Raw genomic sequence first — 26,807 nt, 5'->3', positions numbered from 1 at the left:
CCGCCTTCGCGAGCAGGCTCGCTCCCACAGGTAGGTGATCGGCTCAGCAGATTTTTCGACTTCAACAGGAGTTTCAAATGGCGAAGAAACCCAAGGCAGCCACCTTTATCAAGGACCCGCTCTGGTACAAGGATGCGGTGATCTACCAGGTTCACGTTAAGTCTTTTTTCGACTCCAACAATGACGGGATCGGCGACTTTCCCGGCCTTATCGCCAAACTCGATTACATTGCCGATCTGGGCGTCAACACCATTTGGTTGTTGCCGTTCTATCCCTCGCCACGGCGCGATGACGGCTACGACATTGCCGAATACCGTGGCGTGCATTCTGATTACGGCACCATGGCCGACGCCAAGCGGTTCATCTCGGAAGCCCACAAACGTGGCCTGCGGGTGATTACCGAACTGGTCATCAACCACACCTCGGACCAGCACGCCTGGTTCCAGCGCGCGCGAAAAGCCAAAAAAGGTTCGGCGGCGCGGGACTTCTATGTCTGGTCCGATGACGATCAAAAGTACGATGGCACCCGCATCATCTTTCTCGACACCGAAAAGTCCAACTGGACCTGGGACCCGGTCGCCGGTCAGTACTTCTGGCACCGTTTCTATTCCCACCAGCCAGACCTGAATTTCGATAACCCGCAAGTCATGAAAGCCGTACTGTCGGTGATGCGCTACTGGCTGGACATGGGCATCGACGGTCTGCGTCTGGACGCGATTCCATACCTGATCGAACGCGACGGCACCAACAACGAAAACCTGCCCGAGACCCACGACGTCCTCAAGCAGATTCGTGCCGAAATCGACGCCAATTACCCGGACCGCATGCTGCTGGCCGAGGCCAACCAATGGCCGGAAGACACCCAGCTGTACTTCGGTGACACCGACGCCAAAGGCCTGAACGGCGACGAATGCCACATGGCGTTCCACTTCCCGCTGATGCCGCGCATGTACATGGCGCTGGCCCAGGAAGACCGCTTCCCGATCACCGACATTCTGCGTCAGACCCCGGAGATCCCGGCCAACTGTCAGTGGGCGATTTTCCTGCGCAACCACGATGAGCTGACCCTGGAAATGGTCACCGACAAGGAGCGCGATTACCTGTGGAATTACTACGCGGCTGACCGTCGGGCGCGGATCAACCTTGGCATTCGCCGCCGCTTGGCGCCGCTGATGGAGCGCGATCGTCGTCGTGTGGAGTTGCTGAACAGTTTGCTGCTGTCGATGCCCGGCACGCCGACCCTGTATTACGGCGATGAAATCGGCATGGGTGACAACATCTACCTCGGCGACCGTGACGGCGTGCGCACGCCGATGCAGTGGTCGATTGACCGTAACGGCGGTTTCTCCCGCGCCGACCCGGCCAGCCTGGTGCTGCCGCCGATCATGGACCCGCAATACGGTTACCTGTCGGTCAACGTTGAAACCCAGGCCGGCGACCCGCATTCGTTGCTGAACTGGACCCGGCGCATGCTCGCTGTGCGCAAGCAGTCCAAGGCCTTCGGTCGCGGCACGCTGAAAATGCTCTCGCCGACTAACCGGCGGATTCTGGCCTACACCCGGGAATTCACCGGTCCGGACGGCAAGCACGAAATCATCTTGTGCGTGGCCAACGTGTCCCGTAGCGCGCAAGCGGCGGAACTGGACCTGTCGGCCTACGTCGGCATGGTGCCGGTGGAGATGCTCGGCGGTAACGCCTTCCCGCCGATTGGTCAGTTGAATTTCCTGCTGACCCTGGCGCCGTACGGCTTCTATTGGTTCGTATTGGCCGCGGAAAACCAGATGCCGAGCTGGCACGTGGAGCCGGCGCAAAGCCTGCCGGACTTCACCACGCTGGTGCTGAAAAAACAAATGGAAGAACTGCTCGAAGCGCCGTCACGCGACACGCTGGAGCAGGGCATCTTGCCGAACTGGCTGCAGAATCGCCGCTGGTTTGCCGGCAAGGACGCGGCCATCGATCAGGTCAACATCGCTTACGGCGTGCGCTTCGGCGATCCACAACATCCGGTGCTGTTGAGTGAAATCGATGTCACCAGTGGCGGCCAGACCAGTCGCTATCAGCTGCCGTTCGGCTTTATCTCCGAAGATCAGGTCGGTGCCGCGTTGCCTCAGCAACTGGCCTTGTCTCGGGTCCGGCGCGTGCGTCAGGTCGGCTTGATCACTGACGCCTTCAGCCTCGACACCTTTGTGCATGCGGTATTGCAGGGCATGCAAAGTAATGCCGTATTGCCATCCAGTGCGGGCGATATCTGCTTTGAGCCGACGTGGGAACTGGCGAAACTCGGTCTGACCGGGGAATCGGAAGTGCGTTACCTGTCCGCCGAACAGTCCAACAGTTCGGTGGTGATCGGCAACAGCCTGGTGCTGAAACTGATCCGCAAGGTCGCGTCTGGCGTGCACCCGGAACTGGAAATGAGCGCGTACCTGACTCACGCCGGTTTCCGCAATATCTCGCCGCTGCTGGGGTCGGTGGTTCGCCGCGATCCGGCGGGTGAGGAAAGTCTGCTGATGATCGCCCAAGGCTACTTGAGCAATCAGGGCGACGCCTGGGAATGGACCCAGAACAACCTCGAACGGGCGCTGCGCGACGAGCTGGCCGATGCCATGTCCGAGCAGGAGCAACACTACAACGCCTTGGGCGAACTGAGAGACTTCGCCGGCATGCTCGGTCAGCGTCTGGGAGAAATGCATCAAGTGCTGGCTGCGCCCAGCGACAACCCGGACTTCGCCCCGAAGGTCACCACCCAGAAAGATGCCCTGGCCTGCGCCAAGGACGTGGCGGCGCAACTGGAGTACGCGCTGAAGTTGCTCAAGCAGCATCAAAGCGAATTGAACCCGGCAGACAAAGCCTTGGTCACTCGTTTACTGGACAACAAAAAAGCCATCCTCAGCCATGTTCAGGAGCTCGGCAAAAAAGCCGTTGGTGGTCTGCGCATTCGCGTCCATGGTGACTTGCACCTGGGCCAGGTACTGGTGATCAAGGGCGACGCCTACCTGATCGACTTCGAAGGCGAGCCGGCGCGACCGCTGCACGAACGACGGGGCAAACACAGCCCATACAAAGACGTCAGTGGCGTATTGCGTTCTTTTGACTACGCTGCGGCGATGGCGATTAATGTGCACAACGTCGATAACACGGCTGATGCCCGAGCCGCTCGTCAACGTGTCGCTGATCGCTATTTAAATGAAGCAAGACAAGCATTTGTCGACGCTTATCGGCTGGCGGCAGCTAGTCTTGCTCATGCATGGCAAGATCCGGAAGGCGAGGACGCCGCATTGGCGTTGTTCGGCCTGGAGAAGGCAGCGTATGAAGTAGCCTATGAGGCAGAAAATCGCCCCACATGGTTGCCCGTGCCGTTGCACGGTTTGTATGGGTTATTGAGTGGGCTTAAACCCTTTTCCGATCTTGGTGGAGAGTAGTCATGAGTTTCTCGAACAAGGAACAGGGTCACGCTAAAGAAGCGTTGCTGCCCAGATCGCGGGACATCGACGCATTGGTACGCGCCGAACATCACGACCCCTTTGCAATTCTTGGCCCCCACGGCGATGGTCATGGTGGGCAATTCATTCGGGCCTATTTGCCGGACGCCTTGAGCGTGCAGGTACTGGCCAAGGACTCCGGGGAGGAACTCGGCAACCTTGAGGCAACCCAGACGCCGGGCCTGTTCGTCGGGCACTTCGATCGGGCGCAGGCGTATCTGCTGCGAACCCGGTGGGCCGGTGGCGAACAGGTTTCCGAAGACCCTTACAGCTTTGGCCCGTTGCTCGGCGAGATGGACTTGTACCTGTTCGCCGAAGGCAATCACCGCGATCTCAGCGCTTGCCTGGGCGCGCAGCTGAAAACGGTCGACGGTGTCGATGGCGTGCGTTTCGCCGTGTGGGCACCGAATGCCAAACGGGTGTCGGTGGTGGGTGACTTCAACAACTGGGACGGTCGCCGGCACCCGATGCGTCTGCGTCATCCGACCGGCGTATGGGAAATTTTCGTCCCGCGCATGCAAGCGGGGGAAACGTACAAATACGAGATCCTCGGCACCCACGGCATTCTGCCGCTCAAGGCCGACCCGATGGCGCTGGCCACCTCGCTGCCGCCGGACACCGCGTCAAAAGTCGCTTCGCCGCTGAACATCGATTGGCAGGATCAGGAGTGGATGCAATCCCGGGGCGACCGTCATCGGGTGAGTGCGCCGCTGTCGATCTACGAATTGCATGCCGGGTCGTGGCAATGTGAATTGGACGATTTGGGCGAAGTTTCGCGCCTGTACACCTGGCATGAGTTGGCCGAGCGGCTGATTCCTTACGTGAAGGATCTGGGTTTTACCCACATCGAGCTGATGCCGATCATGGAACATCCGTTCGGTGGATCCTGGGGTTATCAGCTGCTGTCGCAATTCGCCCCGAGTGCTCGCTACGGGTCGCCGGATGACTTCGCCGCGTTCGTCAATGCCTGCCACCAGGCCGGCATCGGCGTGATCCTCGACTGGGTGCCAGCGCATTTTCCGACCGATACCCACGGCCTGGCGCAGTTCGACGGCACCGCGCTGTACGAATATGGCAACCCGCAGGAAGGCTTCCATCAGGACTGGGACACGCTGATCTACAACCTGGGTCGCACCGAAGTGCACGGCTACATGCTGGCCTCGGCGCTGCACTGGCTCAAGCATTTCCACGTCGACGGCCTGCGGGTCGATGCCGTGGCTTCGATGCTGTACCGCGATTACTCGCGCAAGGCCGGCGAATGGGTGCCAAACCGTCACGGCGGTCGGGAAAACCTCGAAGCCATCGACTTCCTGCGCCATCTCAATGACGTGGTTGATCTCGAAGCCCCCGGCGCGCTGGTGATTGCCGAAGAGTCCACCGCATGGCCGGGTGTCAGTCAGGGCACGCAACAGGGCGGACTGGGCTTCGACTACAAGTGGAACATGGGCTGGATGCACGATTCACTGCACTACATCCAGCAGGACCCGGTGTACCGCGCTCATCACCACAACGAACTGAGCTTCGGCCTGGTGTATGCCTGGTCCGAGCGCTTTATCCTGCCGATCTCGCACGATGAGGTGGTACACGGCAAGCATTCGCTGATCGACAAGATGCCCGGCGATCGCTGGCAGAAATTCGCCAACCTGCGCGCCTACCTCAGTTTCATGTGGGCACATCCGGGCAAGAAGCTGCTGTTCATGGGCTGCGAGTTTGGTCAGTGGCGTGAGTGGAACCACGATCAGCAACTCGACTGGTACTTGCTGCAGTACTCGGAACACAAAGGTGTGCAGAAACTTGTCGGCGATCTTAATCGGCTGTATCGCCAAGAGCCGGCGCTGCATGATCAGGACGACGCGCCGCAAGGCTTCCAGTGGTTGATCGGTGATGACGCAATCAACAGCGTTTACGCCTTCATGCGCTGGAGCAGGGATGGGCGGCCAGTGTTGGTTGTGGCTAACTTCACGCCGGTGCCGCGTGAGGGTTATCGCATCGGCGTACCGTTTGCCGGACGTTGGACTGAGGTGATCAACAGCGATGCGGCCACCTATGCCGGTTCGAACTATGGCAACAGCGGCGGGGCATTTACCGAGGATGAGCCGAGCCATGGGCAGGAACTCTCGTTGGTATTGAACCTGCCACCGCTGGCGGTGTTGATGCTGCGTCCGGAGGGTTGATCTAACACCGAGTCGCTCCTTTCGCGAGCAAGTCGAATCGTCGCACCGCCGCTCCCACATTGGTTTTGTGTACGACATAAATCCAATGTGGGAGCGGGCTTGCTCGCGATGGGGTCAGCCCGAACAATCAATTTCTTGAGCTGAAACACTTACCACCGCATCCGCACACCCAAACTGCCAATCAACCCGTTCAAATCATTGCCATCCACATCACTGCTGAAGTCGGCGCTGACATAAAAACTCACGGCGGGCGTCACTCTGGCCACCAACCCCAAACCCACTTCGACGGTCGATGAGTTGCGGCTGCTGCTGATCTTGTCGACCTGATCCAGGGTCACGGTATTACCGGTGTACACCGAGTGCCACAAGTTGGTTCGCATATAGGGTTCGACCCCCAGGCCGTTGATGTCGTAACTACCTTTCAACCGTGCACCGACCCGGCCGCTCCAGGACGTCAGATCGCTGGACGAGGCATTGCCTGAGCCGGCATACGGGGTGTCCAGGGTAATGCGTTGATTGATCAATTGCGCCTGGGGTTCAACTACCCAGTGATCGCTAAGTCCAATGGGGAAACCACCTTCTACCGACAGCGTCACCGCGCTGCCCTCGGTTGCTTGCCGGTCACCCTGGTCATTGCGGCTAAAGCCGTTGACCCGGCCGCCGCTGGCCGTCAAGTCCACGTGCCAGCCCTGGGGCCCGGTCAGGCTCCAGTAAGCGCCGAGGCTCTGGCCTTCGAGGTTGAGGGTGTCGTTGCCGGGGTCAGCAAGGGCGCGACCGGTCAGCAGCCCGTTGCTGTTGCCTTGTAACTGAGTCATGCCGCCGACCAGTCCGACCCGCTGGGTATTACCGCTACCGCTTTGCAGAGTCAGGATCGCCGGACCTTTGAATTCGCTACTGCCAGGGATAGCAAATCCCTGAGCCAGAACATCGGTTTGCGCCTGCCGCGAAGCCTGTCCATACATCTGATCCCAAGCCGAAGGCGCAGTGTCCTCGAGGGTCAGGTGTGAACTTCGTGTATCCGAGGCAGTGCTGAAGCGGCCGGGGTAGGGGGTGGTGAAAGTGACGGCTGGCAAGGTCATGACCGGAACATCCTGACGGTACCAAGGCGTGGTTTGATCTTCTGCAGTCCCTGCCTGTACATCCATGGACGAGCACAGAAGGAGTGAACTCGAGACAGCGCAAAAAGTGATTTTGATCTCTTGTTGGGTGAATGAAGTTTTCATGGAGGTCTACCTTGCTATCGCATGCGGTATCTCGCTCTGGCGTCTCTCTCCTACCCCGAATGAGGGGCGACCGAATGTAGTGAGGCAAGCCTCTGTCCGCCCGATTTTGCGGGAGTCTGAGGGGTTGCCCCTGGTGTATTTCCGGGGGTAGTAACGTGTAGCTAAGAAGAGCCTTGACATCGCGTCAAGAAAATGGCCGATAAATGGTATGTGTATTTTAGGACTCGCAAGTGACTGATTTTTGCCGCACATCTAAGTTCTTGTTTGTTCGAAAAATCATCAAGAAATCCGCGATCCAGAGCGGTTTTGATAGTGGGCTACCGGTTTACCAACTCACCCTGAGACCGACATTTGCGGCCGTTCCGCGCAGCTGATTGCTGTCGATATTGCTGGTGTAGTCATAAAGAAGCGCGTCGCGGTTGCGACCTTTGAATGCTTCTAAATAGTGAGGGCGCAAGCGCCCTCGCTACCCGCCTGGCGACTACCCAGGCTTGTGGTTATCCAGTACGCGATTGACCGCTAACTCACCCAACATGATCATCCGTTGCAGCACCAGCATCGTTTGCCGTCGCGGGCCGTCCGTTACGTCGGCGAGATCGTTGACCATGGCGCTGGCTGATGCCAACGATTCGCAGGCCTCGACGAGCAACGTTTCGTCATCCACCGCTGCGTCGATGGTGAAAATGGTGCTGGGTTTGCGGGGCGGTATCTGCGTTTTCGACGCCCCGGGGTCGAGGTAGAAGCTGAGTGCGCGGTCGGCCGCCTCTTCCATTTTCTTGGGGTCAAGATCACGAAAGACGTCGTAGGGTACCGGACGGGTATTCGGGGGATTCGGCGTTACTTTGAACATAGTTGCTTTCTCTCATAGTGAGGCGGCAACCATCTCGCTACTAAACGAGAGGGTGGCAGCTGTGCGCGAGTTAGTAGACCGGATAAGCAACAAAAAACCGGCGCGCCCTAGGGCGCCAAGCGCACAGCCACCATGAAGAACAGGCGAATTCCTGTCTGAATGATACTTGTGCAACCGTTATCGCTTAATCCGGGCTACTAAACCCGACCACTGATGGGCAGTGGTAGGGAAACAATAGAGGCCAGGGACAAGGCGCACAAGCCAGCGGATTCTGGCGTACGTGTAGGTAACGACGCAAGACGTTGTAGCCGTTAGGACGTAACACCGAGTGTCTTTAAACGCGTCCGCTAAACGCCGAAGCTAATGAGCGTTTCAAAGATGCACTTCCACCGCCAACGGCAAATGATCCGACAAATGCGTCCAGGGCTTGTGCCCCAGTATCCGCGGCTCATGACTGCTGGCATTGCGCAGATAAATCCGGTCCAGGCGCAGCAGCGGGAAGCGCGCCGGATAGGTTTTCGCCGGGCGACCGTGGTGGCGTTCGAAGGCTTCATGCAGGTAGTCACGACGGGCGAGGGCGGTGTTGCCTTGCAACTGCCAGTCGTTGAAGTCACCGGCGATGATCACCGGCGCATCGTCGGGTAACGATTCGAGCAGTTGGCAGAGTAGCTGGAGCTGCAACTGGCGATGGCTTTCCAGCAGGCTCAAATGCACGCAGATTGCGTGAACTTCAGTGTGCCCCGGCACATCCAGAACGCAATGCAGCAACCCGCGCCGTTCGGGGCCTGTGATCGAGACGTCGAGGTTGCGGTGTTCGCGGATCGGGTATTTCGATAACAGGGCGTTGCCGTGGTGACCGTTGGGGTAGACCGCGTTACGACCGTAGGCGAAGTCGCTCCACATGCTGTCGGCCAGGAACTCGTATTGTGAGGTCAGCGGCCAATCGTTGTAGCGAGTGGAATGGCGGTCGTGTTCACCGACGACTTCCTGCAGGAACACCAGGTCCGCCGATGTACTGCGTACCGCTTCACGCAGTTCCGGGAGAATGAAACGTCGGTTGAGTGCGGTAAAACCCTTGTGGGTGTTGACCGTCAATACTCTCAGTCGATGAATCGCCGGGGGTGTGTTCAATGGAGATGACTCGACGGCCCGCCACTTGGAATCACTGGTCACGTTCACTCCTCTGAATCAGGGCTGCTTATGTATGCGACTGATGCAGCGGCGGGCAGTTCAGTGGGATTTGCGGTATGTCTTTGTGAAGCAAAAAGATCGCAGCCTACGGCAGCTCCTACATTTGCGCGTACACCTGTAGGAGCTGCCGTAGGCTGCGATCTTTTGATCTTCAGACGAACACAATTTCGTAGGGCTGCCGTATCCGTTCCAGAAGCACCGGGGGCAGCAGCGGGGCGAGGCCGATGGCCGGTTCGCCGTCAAGCTGGCTGGCGTAGGCGTGGGTGGCGTGGCTTTTGCGCGCGACGGTCCAGGTGTCCAGGCGCACCTTGCGCGCGCGATGCCAGGGGATGAGCCCTCGATCACGCGTTGGCCAGTGCCAGGCCCAGACCGGTACCTCGTTGAACGCCGCACCGACCATTGCTGCGGCCTTGGCGCTGGCCCGGCCGACGGCGTCATGGTCGACAATGCCATCCTCGCGCCAGGTGCTGAACACCACATCCCCGGGGCGTAAATAACGGGCAATGAATTGAGACATCTGAAATTCCCGTTCGGCCAGGCCGTTGTCGGTGAAGCCGCCACGAATCCATTTGAGGCTGTGCATCGGCAGCCCGAGCCGGCGCAAGGCTTCGAGGCTTTCCTGGGGGCGGAACACGCTCAAGCGTTTCTCCGACCACTGCTGCGAGCCCGGATGGCTGGCGCTGCCGTCGGTAATCGAGATCAATTGCAGGGGATGACCCAAGGCGCTGAGCAACTGCAGCAGGCCGCCGCAGGTCACGACTTCATCGCCGGGATGTGGAGCAATCACCACGGCGCGTGCGCCAGCGGGGACCAGGGTCTGAGTGCTGATGACAGGAATGTTGTCCAGTTGCGGGGCGCTGTTCCAGATTTGTACTGGCGGGATGCTTTCACTGATGGAAACCGATTTCATGGCTACGTCCTTGTTCTCGTTGATAGCAATGTGCGGCGCTCCAAACCCTGGATTGCCGCGAGCAGAGTATTGCTCATGTCGCGCTATTCGTCGCCTCGATGCTCCATTCAGTCCGTTTTTTTATCCGGGCTATCCCTGAAGGTCCATTTCACTCTTCTTCCTCATGCTGCAATTCGAACAGCAGCAGCGAACGGCCAGTGACCGAGTATTCGTGCCCGAACTCGAAGCGTTCCTGACCCCGGATCGACGGTTGGTTGGTGTCGATCATGCAAGTCCAGAAACCACCGTCGGGCACTTCCGGAAGCAGGAAATTGACGATGTCGTGATGCGCGTTGACCACCAACAGCAGGGTGGCGTCGGCGCCTTTGCGGCGGATACCGGTTTCCTGGGCGCGGCCATCGAGCAGCATGCCGAGGCAGCGGCCATGGCCTTCCTCCCATTGTTCGATGGACATTTCGCTGCCGTCCGGCGCGAGCCAGGTGACGTCCTTGACGCCGATGTCCTCGTTGTAATTGCCCACCAGGAAGCGCCCGCGACGCAGGATCGGGTACGCCAGGCGTAACTTGATCAGCCGTTTAACGAACTTGAGCAGGGCCTTGCCGTCTTCGCTCAGGTCCCAATTGACCCAACCGATCTCGCTGTCCTGGCAATAGGCGTTGTTGTTGCCTTCCTGGGTGCGGGCGAATTCGTCGCCGGCCACCAGCATCGGCGTGCCTTGGGACAGCAGCAGCGTGGCAAAGAAATTGCGCATTTGCCGCTGACGCAGCTCATTGATCTCGGGATCGTCGGTCGGGCCTTCGACGCCGTGGTTCCAGGACAGGTTGTTGTTGCTGCCGTCCTGATTGTCCTCGTCGTTGGCTTCATTGTGTTTGTCGTTGTACGACACCAGGTCGTTCAGGGTGAAACCGTCGTGGGCGGTGACGAAGTTCACCGAGGCGTACGGCCGCCGGCCACGCTGATTGAACATCTCGCCGGAGGCGGTCATGCGACTGGCGAAGTCCGCCAGTTGGCCGTCGTCACCTTTCCAGAACGCACGCACGGTGTCGCGGAATTTGTCATTCCACTCGACCCAGCCTGGCGGAAAGTTACCGACCTGATAGCCACCGGGGCCGCAATCCCAGGCTTCGGCAATCATCTTCACCTGACGCAGCACCGGGTCCTGACGGCAGGCCACAAGGAAGCTGTGACGTTCGTCGAAGCCATCGTGGTAGCGCCCGAGAATGGTCGCCAGGTCGAAGCGGAAACCGTCGACGTGCATTTCCGAAGCCCAGTAGCGCAGGGAGTCGGTGACCATTTGCAGCACGCACGGGTGACTCAGGTCCAGGGTGTTGCCGGTACCGGAATCGTTGATATAGAAGCGCTTGTCGTCGGGCATCAAGCGGTAGTAAGAGGCGTTGTCGATGCCGCGCATGGACAGGGTCGGGCCTTGTTCATTGCCCTCGGCAGTGTGGTTGTAGACCACGTCGAGGATCACTTCAAGATTGGCTTCGTGCAGGTGAGCAACCATTTCCTTGAACTCGGCGATCTTGCCGCTGGCCAGGTAACGCGGGTCGGGGGCGAAGAACGCGATGCTGTTGTAGCCCCAGTAATTGGTCATGCCTTTGTGCAACAGATGCTGGTCGTTGACGAAGGCATGAATCGGCAGCAATTCCACGGTCGACACACCGAGCTTGCGGATGTGTTCCAGCACGTCATCGACCATCAACCCGGCGAAGGTGCCGCGCACGTTATCGGGGACGGAGGGGTGACGCATGCTGAAACCGCGCACATGAGTCTCATAAATGATGGTCTTGTCCCACGGCACGCTGACCCGATGGTCGTGACCCCAGGTGTGGGCCGGGTCGATCACCTTGCACTTGGGCACGAAAGGCGCGCTGTCTCGTTCATCGAAACTGAGGTCGGCGTCGGGGTGGCCGATGGTGTAGCCGAACAGCGCTTCGGACCATTTCAATTGGCCGACCAGTTGTTTGGCGTAGGGGTCGATCAGCAACTTGTTGTGGTTGAAGCGATGACCGTTCGCCGGGTCGTACGGGCCGTAGACACGGTAGCCGTAGATCATCCCCGGATGCGCGTCGGGCAGGTAGCCGTGGTAGATCTCGTCGGTGTATTCCGGCAGTTCGATGCGTTCCAGTTCGACCTCACCGGCATCATCGAAGATGCACAGCTCGACCTTGGTGGCATTGGCGGAAAACAAGGCGAAGTTGACCCCCAGGCCATCCCAGGTCGCGCCCAGCGGGAAGGGCAAGCCTTCACGGATTCGCGAGGCCTCGACCTGAGGTTCTGGCGCGGCTTTCTTCGGACTGGTCATAGGTGCTCCTGCAAAGGGGGACAGTTCTTGGCTCTGGTTTTTTTTGAGGGCGAGCGAGCCCTCGGTGGCGAGAAGGCTCGCCACGAGGTCAATCAGGACACGGGTGAGAGGCGTCAGACAGCGGGCGGTTTACGCGCTGCTCGAGGCTTTTTCTCAGTAGCTTTTTCGCCCGGAGGGATCACCTTCGACGCCGCGGCAGGCTTGGCTTTGGCTTTGGTTGTTGGCTCGGCAGCCTTGCCATTGGCTTTGCTGGCAGGGGCCTTGACGGCGGCTTTGCTGCCAGCGGCTTTTGGCGATTTGCTCGGTGCCAGGGCTTCGGCTTCAGCCAGTTTGCGGGCCATCTCCCAGTGGCGAGCGTCCTGGCCCTCGGGTTTTCCTTCCGATTCCCAGATTTGATAGGCGAATTCGCGGATGCGTTTATCGTTTGTGCTCATCGCAATGCTCCTGAACTGAACTCAAGTGTGGGTAGTTTGGATAAAAAGATTGATCGGGAAATCCACTAGCGCGTCGCTGATGTTCAGCTCCCTTTGGTGTGTGACTGTTGTGCTTGAAAAAAGTCCCTTCAAATTTTCATCAGGGGCGGTGAACGGTAATTTGACCCGTGTATCGCCCCACAGCGGCGCGTCAATTCGGGGTTCGGCACTGTTTTTCAGCAGTTCGGCGCAGCGTATCGGTACGATCACGATGGCGCGTTTTCCTTCCAGCGAGCGAGCAAATGCGAGCACCCGGTGAGCCTGGCTGCCGACGACTTCCAGGGCTTGATATGTCCCTCGCCGAAACAGCTCGGTGTGCTCGATCCGCAGGTTCAATACTTGTGCGATCAGCGCTTGTTTAATGCGCCCATCGCGCCAGTCTGCCAACAGCTCGGGCAGTTCCAATGGTGTCTGCATCGACTGCTGACGGCTGGCGTAATCCACCGGCCGGCGGTTGTCCGGATCGACCAGCGAGAAGTCCCAGTACTCGTTGCCCTGATACAGGTCCGGTACCCCCGGCACAGTCATGCGCAGCAAGGTTTGCGCCAACCCATTGAGGGCGCCGGGGACGGCGATGCTCTTGGCTGCTTTGCCGAGGGCCGCGCGTAACAGCTCACCTTCGGGGCTCAGAAGCAGACGTTGCAGGAATTGCTGAACCGCTTGTTCGTAAGCTTCGTTCGGCGCGCTCCAGCTGCTTTGCAACTTGGCTTCGCGCAAGGCTTTCTGTTGCCACTGCCACAGGCGTTGAGTGTAGTTTTCCAAGGCTGCTTGATCGTCACTGCGCAAATCGAGCGGCCAACTGCCGAGGATCGCTTGATAGAGGATCAACTCATCGCCTGCAGTCGGCATCTGGTCGTCGTCGCGCAGGGGGCGTGCGAGGGTTCGCCAGAACGGGACTTCCTCGGCGTACCAGGCACTGCGCTCGCTTAGCACCGCCAGGCGCGCGCGGGTGTCTTCGCCGCGTTTATGGTCGTGGGTCGCGGTGGCCAGCAAGTTATCGGGGAAGGCTTCGAGACGGTCGATGCAAGCCGCATGGAAATCGGCCACCGGGGCGCTGAACTGCTCGGTGCTGAAGCCCACGTCATTGCGTGACAGCAACGTCGCCGAGCGATAGAACGCGGTGTCCTCCACAGCCTTCGCCGCCGCCGGCGACGTCAGTTGCTGAAAACGCACACAGGCATGCTTGAGCATCTTGCGCGGCCGGCCCAACGGGCGTTTGCGCCATGATTCACCACCTAGCCAGCCAGCTAGGCAATCGAGCACCGGCCAGTCGGCCTCGCCGAGGGTTTGTCTGGCACCGTCCATGGCTTGCTGGAAAAACACATCGTCTTCAGCCAACCGCCCACGGGGGCTGATGTAGGTGCGGTACACCGGGAAATGCACGATCAATTCCTGCAACGCCCGACGGATCGCACCGAGGGTCAGGTCGCGGGTCATCAGGTCATCCCGGGCCACTTGCAACAGGGCCTGGGCGACGCTTTCGAAGTCTCCGGCGAGGGAGCCGTTGAGGATCTGCTGGCGGGCCAGTTGCGCTTCCTGACGGAAATCGGCGGGCCGTTCGCTGTAGCGATTCCACAGTTCGCTCAAGGTGTCGGCGCCTTCGGGAGCGTGTTGCAGCAGCGACAGCTGATTCATGAACTCGTAACCCGTGGTGCCATCCACCGACCAGTCACGGTGCAGGGTTTCACCTTCGCCGAGGATCTTCTCGACATAGATCGGCAGGTGCCGATCCGGCGACAGGCTGTCGACCCGCCGCCGCAATTTGCGGCAGTAACCCCGAGGGTCGGCGAGGCCGTCGATGTGGTCGATGCGCAGACCGTCAACCAGGCCTTCGGCCACCAGTTCGAAGATTTTCGCGTGGGTGGCTTCGAACACGGCCGGACGTTCGACGCGCAGGCCGCCCAGTTCGTTGATATCGAAAAAACGCCGCCAGTTGATGTCATCTGCCGCCGTGCGCCAACTGGCCAGGCGATAGCTTTGGCGTTCAAGCAACAGGTGCAGGCGCTGGAAACCTTCGGGTGTGAGCGAGTCGTAAGCGCTGAGGTTGTGCTGGATGGCTTGCAGAATCGCCGGATCGCCGGCCAGTTCACGCAGCTCTGCTTTGAGCGGTATCGCCAGACTATGGGCGTCGGTCTGGTAGCTCAAGGTGCTGAATCGGTCTGCCAGCGATTTGAGCGATTCGGCGCTCAGTGGGTCATCGGTCCTGAGCAGTTCGCCGTAATTCGTCGGGCAGATCGGGAAGTGATGCTCATAGTGCTCGACATAAAACGCGCCCTTTTGCGCATCGAAGCGCAGGGGCAGGGTGCCGTCCTGCAAGGCGATGCCGTAGTCGCTGCCGAGGAAGGGCAGCAGCAACTGGCCTTCCATCAACGGGTCGGGTGAATGCCACTGGATATCGAAGAACTCGCCGTAAGGACTCAGGCGTCCCCATTCCAGCAAATCCTGCCACCAGGGATTATCGCCACCGCCAACGGCCATGTGGTTGGAGACGATGTCGAGGATCAGCCCCATGTTCAGCTCGCGCAATGCGCTGACCAAACGCCGCAGCGCCGCTTCGCCGCCCAGCTCCGGGTTGACCGTGGTCGGGTCCACGACGTCGTAGCCATGCATGGAGCCGGCGCGGGCACTCAGTAGCGGTGACGCATAGACATGGCTGATGCCGAGGCTAGCGAAGTACGGCACCAGCGGCACCGCATCGTCCAGCGTGAAGTCTTTATGGAACTGCAGCCGCAGGGTTGCCCGCAGCGGTTGGATAAGCGTTTGCTTCATTGGTCACGCTCGGCCGCCTGAAGCCGCGCACAGGCGAGCAGTTCCAGGCGTCGGGCGGCGTCCGCGTCATCGAGTAACGCTTCACTGTCGCCGAGCAGGCGTCGGGACCAGTTGGGGTGCGTGTCGGTGGTGCCGGGCAAGTTGGCCTGCTGTTCAATGCCCAAGGCATCTTCCAGTGGCAGCAACACCATCGGCGCACGGGTATGACCGAGGAAACGTATCGCGGCGTCGAGCACCTGATCGGTTTCATGGGACTCTTCGCGAAAGTTCTGCGGGTCCTCGCTCAACACCCGGCGCAGGCCTTCACGCTCGCGTTCGCGGTGATGACGCCATTCGATTTCACCCGGGGCGTCGACCAGGCCCAGTCGGGCGTTCCAGTCGATATCGTGGCCATGCCACCAGCCATTGAGCGTCGGCAGGTCATGGGTGCTGGTGGTCGCGAGGGCGTTGTCCGGCCAATCGAGAATCGGTTTGAAGCGCGCGTTGTCCTGTTCGAACAGCAGTACGCGCATGCCGAGGATCGAACGGGCGATGAGCTTTTCTCGCAGACCGTCAGCCACAGTGCCGAGGTCTTCACCGAGGACGATGGCCTGATGCCGATGGGACTCAAGGGTCAGCAAACGCAGCAAGTCGTCTACCGGATAATAGAGGTAGGCGCCGTCGGCGGGTGACGCGCCATTGGGGATCACCCACAGCCGTTGCAGGCCCATGACGTGATCGATGCGCAGGCCACCGGCGTGGGCAAAATTGGCGCGGAGCATTTCGATGAAGGCACGAAAGCCATTGCGTACCAGACCTTCGGGCGAGAACGCGGAAATCCCCCAGCCCTGACCGGTGCGGTTAAGGATGTCCGGTGGTGCGCCCACGGTCAGCGAGGCGAGCAACTCGTCCTGACGACTCCAGGCCTGACTGCCGCCGCCATCGGCACCCACCGCCAGATCGGCGATCAGGCCAATGCTCATGCCGGCGCCGCGGGCGGCGGTTTGTGCGCGTTCCAGGCAGCGGGTGATCAGCCATTGGCAGAAGGCGAAGAAGCCGATGCGTCCGGCGTTCTCTTCGGCGAACTCGGCCAGGGCCGCGCTGCGCGGGTTTTGCCATTGCTCGGGCCACTGCCGCCAGTCGAGGCTTTCACCCTTGGCGGCGCGGACTTCTTGAATGGCTTCGAAGCGGCAGTGGTTTTCCAGGGCTTCGCCAGCAGCGTGGCGGAAGCTGCTGAAGTCGGCATGCAACGGGTGGTCGCCCTGCACAAAGCCTTCGTACAACGCCTGCAACAGGCGATGTTTGGCCTCGGCCGCCACCGGCCAATCAATCAACGGCAAGGCTTCAAGGTGCTTGAGTTCTGCCGCCAGGCCGGTGGCATCAATCGCGGTGCGCAATGCTCGATCACCCAGGATCGCGCCGGGTGCGGCGTACAGACTGTTGAGAAACAAACGGCTGGACGGCGAATACGGGCTGTAACGCTGGGTGTCGCTGCTGAACATGGCATGCAGCGGACTGATCGCCAATGCTTCGGCGCCACGTTCGCCGGCCACCCGAGCCAGGTCTTCCAGCGCCTGGGTATCGCCGAAACCGCCATCGCCCGGACGACGCAGCGAGTACAGCTGCACGCTCAGGCCCCAGGCGCGCGGGATCGGGCTGTCGACAGCATCGCCGACGCTGTAGCAGCGAGACGGTGCCACGGCCAACGTAAATTCCTGTCCGTCGATGCTGACGTGTTGATAACCGACCGGGATCAGGCCGGGCAGTAGCGCCTCGGCATCCAGTTTCAGGTTGAGTCGTGAGCCATCTTCAAGGTGGATCTCGCACGGTGTTTCAGGCTCAAAGTAATGCGCCAGGCTCAGGCCGACACCGAAGTCGGCGGTCAGCAGCGGCGGCAGGTGTCGGGTCTGTTGCACCTGCTGCAGTTCCTGCAGGCTGGCGTCGATTTCCTGGGCGCTGCCGGCCGGGTGGCCGAGTCCGGTGAGGACGTTACGCAACACTGATGGAGCGACTTTCTGTGGGCGGCCGTTGGCGTCGATCCAGTCGACAGCCAGGCCAGCTTGGCTGGCCAGTATTTCCAGTTGCGCATCGCTCATGGGCGCTCTCCATCCGGGGTTAGCAAAGGGGCTGCGGCCGTGAGGCTGACTAGCGCGCAATACGGGGCGAGTGTGCCCTGATCCAACAGACCGGCTGACTGTGGCGGGTATTCGAACAACAACAACGAAGCGTCGGCCTGTGGGGTGTGGACCACAGGTGTGTCGCTGAGGTTCAGGTCAATGCGCAGCTGACTGCCATCGCCCAGTCGCCAGCGCGCCGTTACCGCGCCTGTGGCCAGCACCTCGGCGCCCAATGCTTGAGCACCGGCCAGGCGGGGAATGATCTGCTGATGGCGGATCTGCAGCAGTTGGCGATACAGGTCGTGCATGGCGGATTGTCGGGTTGATTTCAGCTCGGGGCGTGAAGCCTCGAAGGTCTGGCGCGCGTTGGGGTCGGGAATCTGCTCGCGTTTGTGCGGATCAGCAAACGCGCTGAAGGCTGCAAACTCGTTACGGCGTCCCTCGCGGACCAACTCCGCGAGTTCACCGTGATGACTGGTGAAGAACAGGAACGGTTGCTCGGCGGCGAACTCGTCGCCCATGAACATCAGCGGGATCATCGGTGACAACAGCAGTAATGCCGTGGCGGCCTTGAGCGCATCGGGGTTGGCCAGTTGATGCAGCCGTTCGCCCAAGGCGCGGTTACCAATCTGGTCATGGTTTTGCAGAAACAGCACGAAAGCACTGGGCGGCAAATGACCGCTGGGCTCGCCACGGGTTGTACCGTGACGGGTTACGTGGCCCTGAAACACAAAACCCTGGCTCAGGCAGCGTGCCAGTTGTTCGGTGGGGTTTTGCGCATAGTCGGCGTAATAGGCGTCGGTTTCGCCGGTCAGCAGCACGTGCAAGGCATTGTGGCCGTCGTCGTTCCACTGCGCGTCGAAGCCTTCTTCGAGCAGGCTGGCCTGGTTGTGTTCGTTTTCAACGGTCAGCCACACATGCCTGGCCGGATCGGTTTGCTGGCGAACCTTTTGCGCCAGTTCCTGAAGAAAGTCAGGGTCTTCAATGGCGTGCACCGCGTCCAGGCGTAAGCCATCGAAGCGGTACTCCAGCAACCACATCAGCGCATTGTCGATGAAGAAGTCCCGTACCTCGCGCCGCCGGAAGTCGATGGCCGCACCCCACGGGGTGTGCTTGTCTTCGCGGAAGAAGGCCTTGGCGTAGCGATGCAGGTAGTTGCCGTCCGGGCCGAAGTGGTTGTAGACCACGTCGAGAATCACTGCCATGCCATGACCGTGGGCGGTGTCGATCAGGTGTTTGAGTTGTTCGGGAGTGCCGTAGGAAGCTTGGGGCGCGTAGGGCAGAACCCCGTCGTAGCCCCAATTGCGGTCACCGGGGAACTGCGCCAGCGGCATCAGTTCGATCGCGCTGATGCCCAGCTCCACGAGGCGCGCCAGGTGCTGCTCGACTTCGCTGAAGCCGCCGAGCGCACCGACGTGCAATTCGTAGATCACCGCCTCATTCCACGGCCGCCCAAGCCAGGCGCTGTGTTGCCATTGATAGGCAAGTGGATCGACCACCACGCTGTGGCGGTCGATATCACCGGCCTGCGCGCGGGAGGCCGGGTCGGGCACCTCCAGCTCGCCGTCGATGTTGTAGCGGTAACGCGTGCCGGCGGGACAGCGGGTGTTGATCACGAACCAGCCATCTGCCTGGGGCAGGAGTGGCAAGGACTGTCCATCTTCCAGTTCGACACTGACGTAAAACGCATCTGGCGCCCACAAGGCAAAACGCGTGTGCTCTGCGTCCAGCATGATTGCGCCGTGGGGCCAGGTCTCAAGGGTCCGTAACGGCATCTATGAAAACCTCTTAATGTTTGCCCGATTTACCCAGCGCCTTGGTCACCAGTTTTTCGTAGAGTTCGGCGTACGGTTCGACCGCCTTGCACCAGTTGAAAGGCGCGGCCATGGCCCGGCAGCGCATGGCATTGAGCAGGTCGGGGAAGGCAAAAACCTTGAAGGCCCGGCTCAGGGCTTCCTCGTAACTTTCGGCCGTGGATTCGTCGAACAGGAAACCGGTCACGCCGTTTTCAATGGTGTCGGCCAAACCACCGGTGTTGCGTGCCACCGGCAACGAACCGAAGCGCTGGGCGTACATCTGGCTCAGCCCGCAAGGCTCGTAACGCGAAGGCATCAGCAGGAAATCACTGCCGGCGAACATGCGACGGGCGTCGGTCTCGTTGAAACCGATGCGCACGCCGATCTGGCCTGGAAAGCGCAGGGCCAGTTCACGCATGGCTTGTTCTTCTTCCGGCTCGCCACGTCCGATGATCGCGATCTGCCCGCCAGATTTGACGATGTACTCGGAGACGGCCTCGGTCAGGTCCAGGCCTTTCTGATAGACCAGTCGCGAAACCACGGCGAACAGCGGACCTTCGCTATCGTCCAGGCCGAACAGCTCACGCACGTGGGCGGCGTTGACCGCTTTGCCTTCCCAGTCGCCAATTTTGAAGGGGCAGAACAGGTGCGGGTCGGTGGCGGCGTCCCAGCTTTCATCGATGCCATTGGGAATGCCACTGAGCAGACCTTGCTGGGTCTTGGCGGCAAGAAAACCGTCGAGACCGCAGCCAAAGGCCGGGGTGGTGATTTCCTGGGCATAGGTGGCGCTGACGGTGGTGATGTGGCTCGAGTAAGCCATGCCGGCCTTGAGGAACGACATCTTGCCGTAGAACTCCATGCCTTCCTGTTGCAAGGCATGCAGGGGAATACCCAGTTCCGGGCACGACCCCAGACTGGTCACGCCCTGATAGGCGAGGTTATGAATGGTGAACAGCGTCGGGGTACGCTGTCCACGCCAGTGCATATAAGCAGGTGCCAGACCGGCAGGCCAGTCATGGGCGTGCACCAGGTCCGGGCACCAGTGAATTTGTGCAAGGTTGGCGGCGATATCGGCAGCGGCCAGGCCCAGACGGGCGAAACGGATGTGGTTGTCCGGCCAGTCGCGGCCGTTGTTGGCACCATAAGGCGAACCCTCGCGCTCGTAGAGTTCGGGGCAGATCAACACGTAAATGACCAGACCGTCGGGCATGTCCATGCGCCCGATCTTGCAGGGGGGCAACGCGGCGTGACCACCGAGCTCACCAATGATATGAATCGGGTTTTCGCTGTGCAGCACTTGCGGGTAACCGGGGATCAACACGCGCACATCGTGCAAGTGAGCCATGGCTCGCGGCAGTGCTGCGGAAACGTCGCCCAGACCTCCGGTTTTCACCAGATCGGCAATCTCGGAGGTGACGAACAGGACTTTCTTCTTGTTGGGATTCTGACTGGCCACCGGTGTCAGCGTCTTGGTGCCGGGTACGCTGATCGATTGGTGACTTGGCGCGCTCACAGTGCTCGCTTCGCCGACCTGCTGATGAGCACGTTCTCCCTGAATATCTAAAGCCGCACTGATCATATGAATCTCCCGTGTTGTTGATCTAATTCTTAGGTCTGGCACAAACGGTGTTTCGTGGCCAATTCCTGTGGCCGGGCGCAAACGCGCTACGCATCGGTGAGCAAGCGCTGCCAATACGATGAAGCAGAATGGCTGTAGAGATCGTTGCAAGGATTGCACCAGTCGCAACGCACCTCCTTTTAAGCTGACCCGTCACGACCGGCAAAAGTTTCGACTTTCTTTCCGCTTTATGACCGACCGGTTTCGCCCCGCGGAACTGAGTCTAGGCCAGAACTTAGAGCGTGTGAGGCCAGATGGCAAAATTGTTCGACAATCGGTTTAAAGAGGTACGGACGTACCGCCTGGGGGGAGAAACGCACCGACGAAGGGCATGTTTTTTTACCGTTTTGCCTCAAAAAAAAGTCGAGATGTCACATGAATGTGCGAAGCGCGGCAATGCTCGCGCACCGTTGTGGTGCGCAGGCTAAGTCCCGTCTTTGGCCGAACCGCTGCCTTACGGTCCGCCTTGATGCCTTGTTATAGTCCGGGCCTCATTTTCTGCCCGGTAAAAGGATCACTGCCATGTCTCAGTACACTGCGTTCACCGTCGAACTGGCCGATAAAATCGCCCATGTGCAGATCAACCGGCCGGAAAAGATCAATTCGATGAATGCCGCGTTCTGGAGCGAGATCATCGAGATTTTCCAGTGGGTCGACGACACCGACGAAGTCCGGGTGGTGGTCCTCAGTGGTGCGGGCAAGCATTTTTCTTCCGGTATCGACCTGATGATGCTGGCCGGCGTGGCCAATGAACTGGGCAAGGACGTGGGTCGCAACGCGCGCCTGCTGCGCCGCAAGATCCTCGCCCTGCAAGCGTCTTTCAATGCCGTCGACAATTGCCGCAAGCCGGTACTGGCGGCGGTTCAGGGTTATTGCCTGGGTGGCGCCATCGATCTTATTGCGGCCTGTGACATGCGTTACGCCGCCGAAGACGCACAATTCTCGATCAAGGAAATCGACATCGGCATGGCCGCCGACGTCGGTACCTTGCAACGCTTGCCGCGGATCATCGGTGACGGCATGCTGCGTGAACTGGCTTACACTGGTCGCACGTTCGGTGCCGAAGAAGCGCGTGGCATGGGCCTGGTCAATCGTGTTTACAGCGACACCGCCAGCCTGCTCGACGGTGTCATGGGCATTGCCCGTGAGATCGCCAGCAAGTCGCCGATTGCGATCACCGGCACCAAAGAAATGATCAGCTACATGCGCGACCATCGCATCGACGACGGCCTCGAATACGTCGCCACCTGGAACGCCGCCATGCTGCAATCCAACGATTTGCGCGTGGCCATGGCCGCCCATATGAGCAAACAGAAACCCGAATTTCTGGACTGATTAAAAATGACTTCACGCTGGACCACTGCAGTACTGGACACCGACCAACCGGGCGGCTGGGCGGTAGCGCGCAGCCCCGAAGGCTTTCTGTTCGATGACAATGGCGCGCTGTTCCCCCGCGAATGGCTCAAGCGCCAGGACCTGTCGATCCTTGCCGAACATGGCATCGGTCACCTGGACGGCGAACCGGTCTATTTACTGGAGTTGCGCAGTCACAGCGACGTGCCGGGCTGCAACTGGAAAGGCCTGCGGGCGTTCATGCTCGAAGGCGACCATACGGTTTACAAGGTGCTCGGTTATGCCGCGCAAATCGGCACCTGGGCCCGCGAACACCGTTTTTGCGGTAACTGCGGGCAGGCGATGACCCAAGTAACCCGGGAACGGGCAATGTATTGCGAGCCGTGTGATTTACGCAGCTACCCGCGCATTTCGCCGAGCATGATCGTGCTGGTGACCCGGGGCGATGAAGTCCTGCTGGCCCGTTCGCCTCGCTTTGTCACCGGGGTCTACAGCACGTTGGCGGGGTTTGCCGAACCGGGCGAATCGGCCGAAGACTGCCTGATTCGCGAAGTCCGCGAAGAAGTGCAGATCGAGGTCAAGAACATCCAGTACATGGGCAGCCAGTGCTGGCCGTTCCCGCATTCGATGATGCTGGGTTTCCATGCCGAATACGCCGGCGGCGAGATCGTGTGTCAGGAAGACGAGATCGAAGACGCCCAGTGGTTCAACGTTCATGAGCTGCCGCCGTTGCCGGCGTCACGCTCGATTGCCCGTTACCTGATCGACGTCTATGTGGCGCGGCGCTTAGGCCACGCTGAACCAGTGTTGCCAGGCTAACCGCACGGTCAAGCCCAGCACCACGGTGATGAACACCGGGCGAATGAACTTCGCACCGCCGCTGATGGCGGTGCGAGCCCCGAAGAACGCCCCGACCATCACCGACAGGCCCATGCTCAGGCCGATGATCCAGTCCACCTGCCCGGAAAACACGAACACCGACAGTGCGGCAATGTTGCTGACGAAGTTCATGCTGCGCGCTACACCGCTGGCTTTCACCAGGTCGATGGGGTACATCAGCATCGTGCTGACGGTCCAGAACGCACCCGTGCCGGGACCGGCCACGCCGTCGTAAAAACCCAGGCCGAAGCCTTGGGTCGATTGCCACTTTTTCTTGATCGGTGCGTCGCTGTCCAGCGGTGCTTTCGGCGTGCCGCCAAACAACAGATAGACGCCGCAGCCGAAAACGATCACCGGGAGCATCTTGTTCAGCCATTCTGCTGGCAGATAATGAGCGACCACGGCACCGGTCAACGCGCCCACCAGCGTGCCGACAATGGCGTGCATCCACTGCTTGGGATGGAACAGCTTGCGTCTGTAGAAGGTGAAACTGGCGGTGGCTGAGCCGAATGTCGAACTGAGTTTGTTGGTGCCCAGCACCAGATGCGGCGGCAGGCCTGCGGTCAGCAGCGCCGGGGTGGTCAACAGACCACCACCGCCGGCAATGGCGTCGATGAAACCGGCAATGAAAGCGACGAGGGCCAGAATGGCCAGGGTGGTGAGGTCAACGCTGAGTTCGAAAGGCATGGAATCGGCTTATTCGGCGGGGTGCAGGACAGGGCTGCGGGGAAGGGCCGATATCTTACGCATATCCACCCTTTGCGGCGACCCGTCTGGCCCCTTCGCGAGCAAGCCCGCTCCCACATTCAACCGTGTTCCCATAGAAGAATGCGGTCAAATGTGGGAGCGGGCTTGCTCGCGAAGGCGTCCTCCATGACGCTACATCACTTGGTCTGTGGCCCATTCCCGATCTGCCACACAAACGGTGGCTCGGTCCCATTGATCGCCCAGTCCCCGACAATCCGCGCCTTGTAGATCACCGGATTGTGCGACGACACCGTCCGCGCATTGCGCCAGTGCCGGTCCAGCGATTTACCCACCCGAGTATCCGAAGCCCCCAGTGCGTTGAACAGCTCTGTGGTCGCTCGCTGTATCAGCTCCGACACCACCACCTGCGCCTTGGCCGATTCGATTTCCGCCGCGACATTCGCCTCTTGTTCCAAGGCGTCATCACCCGAGAATCGCGCCAGATAAGCCCGCTGCGCCGGTTGTGCAGCCTTCAAGGCGCTGGCCTCGGCCGCATACACCAGTGCCGCAATTTCACCGACCACTTGCTGCACTTGCGAATCCTGGCTGACGTGCTGCGCATTGCCATGGCTGTAGATGCGTTTGCGTTCACGCACCTGATGCGCCACATCGCGCAACGCCGCGCGACCGATCCCGGCCAGGGTCGACAGCAGCACCAGCTGATAAAAAGCGGTCTGGTATTTGAAGCGGGTGGCGAAGTCGAGGATGTTCTCGGCCTCCACGTCGGCATCGATAAACCGTGAGGTGCCACTGCCGGTGGTGCGCTGGCCGAAACCGTCCCAGTCGTCGCTCTGCACGATGCCGGGTTGGCGGGTTCGGACGGCGGCAATCACGTCGCCACCGGTATCGCTGCGTTGCGCGTACACGTCGATCCAGTCGGAAAACAGGCTGCCGGTGCTGTAGAACTTCTCGCCGTTGAGCCTCCATTGGTCACCGTGAGGCGAGACTTTAGTGATGACATCGCCAATCGCCACGCTGCCGATTTCGGTCCAGGCATTGCCGGCGATGTCACCGTCGACGAAGCGCTTGAACCACAGATCCCGCGCCGGCCCGGGCGCCGAGTTCAAGCGATCCTCGGCAAAGGCGAAATGCCCACGCAGGGCCTGAGGCACGTTGGAATCGGCTTCGGCCAATTCGATCAGCAGCTCAAACAGTTGCGGCAGAGAGGCGCCGCCACCGCCGTATTCAACCGGCACCCGAACCGCGCCGAAACCGGCGTCCTTGAGCCACTGAATCGGTTCGTGCGGAAGGGTGCGGGACTGCTCGCGCTCAACGGCACCGGCGGCGATGCGTTGGAAAATCGGCCGGAACCTTGCGGCCAGCGCTTCATAGTCAGTGCCAGTGGACAGCGGATTGATTACCTGGTGTTCGGTCATTGGGGCGCTCCTTGGATCGGCAGTAGAAAGTGTTGTGTCTGCCAGGGGCAATTGCATGGTCCATGCCGAAGCTCGCGGGCCAGGATTTACGGGAGGAATTGGATGTCGGCACACAGTGAATTGTTGCTGTACCAACAGCGCATCAGCAAATTGCCCCAGGCACACACGGATCCCTGTGGGAGCGGGCTTGCTCGCGAAAGCGGTATGTCATCCAACGAAGATGTTGAATGGCACACCGCTTTCGCGAGCAAGCCCGCTCCCACAGGGTTCTCGCCAGACTCAAGACAGTCGTGCCACAAGCCACGTTTCAGCGCTGGCACGGTTGCTGCTCTTGCCTCAGGACTTCCCTAAAGTCCCGAGGACATGCCAATGAGTCAGCAAGCCGTCAAATTTGCCTACTGGGTGCCGAACGTCAGCGGTGGGCTGGTGGTCAGCAAGATCGAGCAACGCACCCACTGGGGCATCGACTACAACCGCAAACTGGCGCAACTGGCCGAAGAGGCGGGGTTTGAATACGCCCTGACGCAGATCCGCTTCACCGCCGGTTACGGCGCCGAGTACCAACACGAATCCGTCGCCTTCAGCCACGCGTTGCTGGCCGCCACCACCCAACTGAAAGTGATCGCCGCGATCCTGCCCGGCCCTTGGCAACCGGCGTTGGCGGCCAAGCAATTGGCAACCATCGACCAGCTGACTAACGGCCGGGTGGCGGTGAACATCGTCAGTGGCTGGTTCAAGGGTGAGTTCCAGGCGATTGGCGAACACTGGCTGGAACACGACGAGCGTTATCGCCGCTCCGAAGAATTCATCCGCTCGTTGAAGGGCATCTGGAGCGAGGACAACTTTACCTTTCGCGGCGCCTTCTACCGCTTCGACAACTACAGCCTCAAACCCAAACCGCTCGGTCAGCCGGAAATCTTTCAGGGTGGCAGTTCCCGCGCGGCTCGGGACATGGCGGCGCGGGTTTCGGACTGGTATTTCACCAACGGCAACACCCCGGAAGGCATCAAGGCCCAGGTCGATGACATTCGCGCCAAGGCGGCGGCCAACAATCATTCGGTGAAAGTCGGCGTGAACGCGTTTGTCATTGCCCGCGACACCGAAGAAGAAGCGCGAGCCGTGCTGGCGCAAATCATCGATCAGGCGGACCCCGAAGCGGTGAATGCGTTTGGCGATGCGGCGAAGCAGGCGGGCAGGGCGTCACCTGAGGGTGAGGGCAATTGGGCCAAGTCGACGTTCGAGGATCTGGTGCAGTACAACGATGGCTTCAAGACCAACCTGATCGGTACGCCGCAGCAGATTGCCGAGCGGATCGTTGCGCTGAAAGCGGTGGGCGTGGATCTGGTGTTGGCGGGGTTTCTGCACTTTCAGGAAGAGGTGGAGTATTTCGGCAAGCGGGTATTGCCGTTGGTGCGTGAACTGGAAGCTAAAGCGCAGGTGAAGCAGGCTGCCGCGGTAGCCTGAACACCACAAACCCCTGTAGGAGCTGTCGAGTGAAACGAGGCTGCGATCTTTTGATCTTAAAAATCAAAGTCAAAAGATCGCAGCCTCGTTTCACTCGACAG

The 26,807-nt window shown here is 60.2% G+C and carries 17 protein-coding genes; 5 read left to right on the top strand and 12 right to left on the bottom strand.

Annotation, left to right across the window (positions count from 1 at the left end; translation table 11 throughout):
- Positions 1 to 77 precede the first annotated feature (77 nt).
- On the top strand, positions 78 to 3,419 hold the full coding sequence (gene treS / locus ACYZTZ_RS13390) for a maltose alpha-D-glucosyltransferase (RefSeq protein ID WP_461998541.1): 3,342 nt from the start codon (positions 78 to 80) through the stop codon (positions 3,417 to 3,419).
- Positions 3,420 to 3,421: 2 nt separating this feature from the next.
- The gene (gene glgB / locus ACYZTZ_RS13385) at positions 3,422 to 5,653 is read left to right on the top strand and encodes a 1,4-alpha-glucan branching protein GlgB (protein ID WP_461998540.1); all 2,232 of its coding nucleotides are present in this window, start codon (positions 3,422 to 3,424) and stop codon (positions 5,651 to 5,653) included.
- Positions 5,654 to 5,802: 149 nt separating this feature from the next.
- Here glgB and ACYZTZ_RS13380 read toward each other — a convergent pair whose 3' ends face one another.
- The 10 genes from ACYZTZ_RS13380 to glgA all read right to left on the bottom strand — a co-directional run bounded on the left by ACYZTZ_RS13380 (position 5,803) and on the right by glgA (position 20,848).
- On the bottom strand, positions 5,803 to 6,876 hold the full coding sequence (locus ACYZTZ_RS13380; protein WP_461998539.1) for an autotransporter domain-containing protein: 1,074 nt from the start codon (positions 6,874 to 6,876) through the stop codon (positions 5,803 to 5,805).
- A 481-nt stretch (positions 6,877 to 7,357) separates the two neighbouring features.
- Positions 7,358 to 7,726, bottom strand: coding sequence for a DUF6124 family protein (locus ACYZTZ_RS13375; protein WP_461998538.1), 369 nt, complete (start codon positions 7,724 to 7,726; stop codon positions 7,358 to 7,360).
- Positions 7,727 to 8,098: 372 nt separating this feature from the next.
- Entirely contained in the window at positions 8,099 to 8,899 is an 801-nt protein-coding gene (locus ACYZTZ_RS13370; RefSeq protein ID WP_056745912.1) for an endonuclease/exonuclease/phosphatase family protein, read from the bottom strand.
- Positions 8,900 to 9,068: 169 nt separating this feature from the next.
- The gene (locus ACYZTZ_RS13365) at positions 9,069 to 9,827 is read right to left on the bottom strand and encodes a PIG-L deacetylase family protein (RefSeq protein WP_461998537.1); all 759 of its coding nucleotides are present in this window, start codon (positions 9,825 to 9,827) and stop codon (positions 9,069 to 9,071) included.
- A 148-nt stretch (positions 9,828 to 9,975) separates the two neighbouring features.
- Positions 9,976 to 12,135 carry a glycogen debranching protein GlgX gene (glgX, locus tag ACYZTZ_RS13360; protein WP_461998536.1) on the bottom strand — a complete coding sequence of 720 codons (2,160 nt, stop codon included), beginning with the start codon at positions 12,133 to 12,135 and terminating at the stop codon, positions 9,976 to 9,978.
- A 113-nt stretch (positions 12,136 to 12,248) separates the two neighbouring features.
- A complete protein-coding gene (locus ACYZTZ_RS13355) occupies positions 12,249 to 12,569 on the bottom strand; it encodes a DUF2934 domain-containing protein (RefSeq protein WP_461998535.1) in 321 nt (106 codons plus the stop codon).
- 21 nt (positions 12,570 to 12,590) lie between these two features.
- Positions 12,591 to 15,377: a malto-oligosyltrehalose synthase gene (locus tag ACYZTZ_RS13350; protein ID WP_461998534.1), complete on the bottom strand. Its 2,787-nt coding sequence runs from the start codon at positions 15,375 to 15,377 to the stop codon at positions 12,591 to 12,593.
- Positions 15,374 to 17,452 (bottom strand): 4-alpha-glucanotransferase, encoded by a 2,079-nt coding sequence (gene malQ, locus ACYZTZ_RS13345; protein WP_461998533.1) that lies wholly within the window; start codon positions 17,450 to 17,452, stop codon positions 15,374 to 15,376. The genes ACYZTZ_RS13350 and malQ overlap by 4 nt, the downstream gene beginning before the upstream one ends.
- On the bottom strand, positions 17,449 to 19,248 hold the full coding sequence (gene treZ / locus ACYZTZ_RS13340; protein WP_461998532.1) for a malto-oligosyltrehalose trehalohydrolase: 1,800 nt from the start codon (positions 19,246 to 19,248) through the stop codon (positions 17,449 to 17,451). The genes malQ and treZ overlap by 4 nt, the downstream gene beginning before the upstream one ends.
- Before the next feature lie 13 nt (positions 19,249 to 19,261).
- Positions 19,262 to 20,848, bottom strand: a complete 1,587-nt coding sequence (gene glgA, locus ACYZTZ_RS13335; protein ID WP_461998531.1) for a glycogen synthase GlgA — start codon at positions 20,846 to 20,848, stop codon at positions 19,262 to 19,264.
- 561 nt (positions 20,849 to 21,409) lie between these two features.
- Between glgA and ACYZTZ_RS13330 the strand changes: the two genes are divergently transcribed.
- Both ACYZTZ_RS13330 and nudC read left to right on the top strand, forming a co-directional pair.
- A complete protein-coding gene (locus ACYZTZ_RS13330; protein ID WP_056745926.1) occupies positions 21,410 to 22,222 on the top strand; it encodes a crotonase/enoyl-CoA hydratase family protein in 813 nt (270 codons plus the stop codon).
- Between the two features lie 6 nt (positions 22,223 to 22,228).
- Complete coding sequence (nudC, locus tag ACYZTZ_RS13325; protein ID WP_282482849.1) at positions 22,229 to 23,059, top strand: NAD(+) diphosphatase; 831 nt, start codon at positions 22,229 to 22,231, stop codon at positions 23,057 to 23,059.
- Here the strand turns inward: nudC and ACYZTZ_RS13320 are convergent.
- A complete protein-coding gene (locus tag ACYZTZ_RS13320) occupies positions 23,027 to 23,806 on the bottom strand; it encodes a TSUP family transporter (protein WP_140678939.1) in 780 nt (259 codons plus the stop codon). The genes nudC and ACYZTZ_RS13320 overlap by 33 nt on opposite strands.
- Before the next feature lie 197 nt (positions 23,807 to 24,003).
- Positions 24,004 to 25,242 (bottom strand): acyl-CoA dehydrogenase family protein, encoded by a 1,239-nt coding sequence (locus ACYZTZ_RS13315; RefSeq protein ID WP_461998530.1) that lies wholly within the window; start codon positions 25,240 to 25,242, stop codon positions 24,004 to 24,006.
- A 369-nt stretch (positions 25,243 to 25,611) separates the two neighbouring features.
- On the opposite strand from ACYZTZ_RS13315, the gene sfnG reads away from it, so the two are divergent.
- Complete coding sequence (gene sfnG / locus ACYZTZ_RS13310) at positions 25,612 to 26,706, top strand: dimethylsulfone monooxygenase SfnG (protein WP_461998529.1); 1,095 nt, start codon at positions 25,612 to 25,614, stop codon at positions 26,704 to 26,706.
- Positions 26,707 to 26,807 lie beyond the last annotated feature (101 nt).

It is taken from the genome of Pseudomonas sp. LB3P58 (assembly GCF_054897895.1).
This window is presented reverse-complemented; position numbering and strand designations above follow the sequence as displayed.

What these genes read in the sequence shown, in the direction of transcription:
- nudC (WP_282482849.1), top strand. Translation starts at nt 22,229, where the DNA reads ATGACTTCACGCTGGACCACTGCAGTACTGGACACCGACCAACCGGGC.
- glgA (WP_461998531.1), bottom strand. Translation starts at nt 20,848, where the DNA reads ATGATCAGTGCGGCTTTAGATATTCAGGGAGAACGTGCTCATCAGCAG.
- ACYZTZ_RS13315 (WP_461998530.1), bottom strand. Translation starts at nt 25,242, where the DNA reads ATGACCGAACACCAGGTAATCAATCCGCTGTCCACTGGCACTGACTAT.
- ACYZTZ_RS13355 (WP_461998535.1), bottom strand. Translation starts at nt 12,569, where the DNA reads ATGAGCACAAACGATAAACGCATCCGCGAATTCGCCTATCAAATCTGG.
- ACYZTZ_RS13380 (WP_461998539.1), bottom strand. Translation starts at nt 6,876, where the DNA reads ATGAAAACTTCATTCACCCAACAAGAGATCAAAATCACTTTTTGCGCT.
- sfnG (WP_461998529.1), top strand. Translation starts at nt 25,612, where the DNA reads ATGAGTCAGCAAGCCGTCAAATTTGCCTACTGGGTGCCGAACGTCAGC.
- glgX (WP_461998536.1), bottom strand. Translation starts at nt 12,135, where the DNA reads ATGACCAGTCCGAAGAAAGCCGCGCCAGAACCTCAGGTCGAGGCCTCG.
- ACYZTZ_RS13365 (WP_461998537.1), bottom strand. Translation starts at nt 9,827, where the DNA reads ATGAAATCGGTTTCCATCAGTGAAAGCATCCCGCCAGTACAAATCTGG.
- ACYZTZ_RS13320 (WP_140678939.1), bottom strand. Translation starts at nt 23,806, where the DNA reads ATGCCTTTCGAACTCAGCGTTGACCTCACCACCCTGGCCATTCTGGCC.
- ACYZTZ_RS13330 (WP_056745926.1), top strand. Translation starts at nt 21,410, where the DNA reads ATGTCTCAGTACACTGCGTTCACCGTCGAACTGGCCGATAAAATCGCC.
- ACYZTZ_RS13375 (WP_461998538.1), bottom strand. Translation starts at nt 7,726, where the DNA reads ATGTTCAAAGTAACGCCGAATCCCCCGAATACCCGTCCGGTACCCTAC.
- glgB (WP_461998540.1), top strand. Translation starts at nt 3,422, where the DNA reads ATGAGTTTCTCGAACAAGGAACAGGGTCACGCTAAAGAAGCGTTGCTG.
- treS (WP_461998541.1), top strand. Translation starts at nt 78, where the DNA reads ATGGCGAAGAAACCCAAGGCAGCCACCTTTATCAAGGACCCGCTCTGG.
- ACYZTZ_RS13350 (WP_461998534.1), bottom strand. Translation starts at nt 15,377, where the DNA reads ATGAAGCAAACGCTTATCCAACCGCTGCGGGCAACCCTGCGGCTGCAG.
- malQ (WP_461998533.1), bottom strand. Translation starts at nt 17,452, where the DNA reads ATGAGCGATGCGCAACTGGAAATACTGGCCAGCCAAGCTGGCCTGGCT.
- treZ (WP_461998532.1), bottom strand. Translation starts at nt 19,248, where the DNA reads ATGCCGTTACGGACCCTTGAGACCTGGCCCCACGGCGCAATCATGCTG.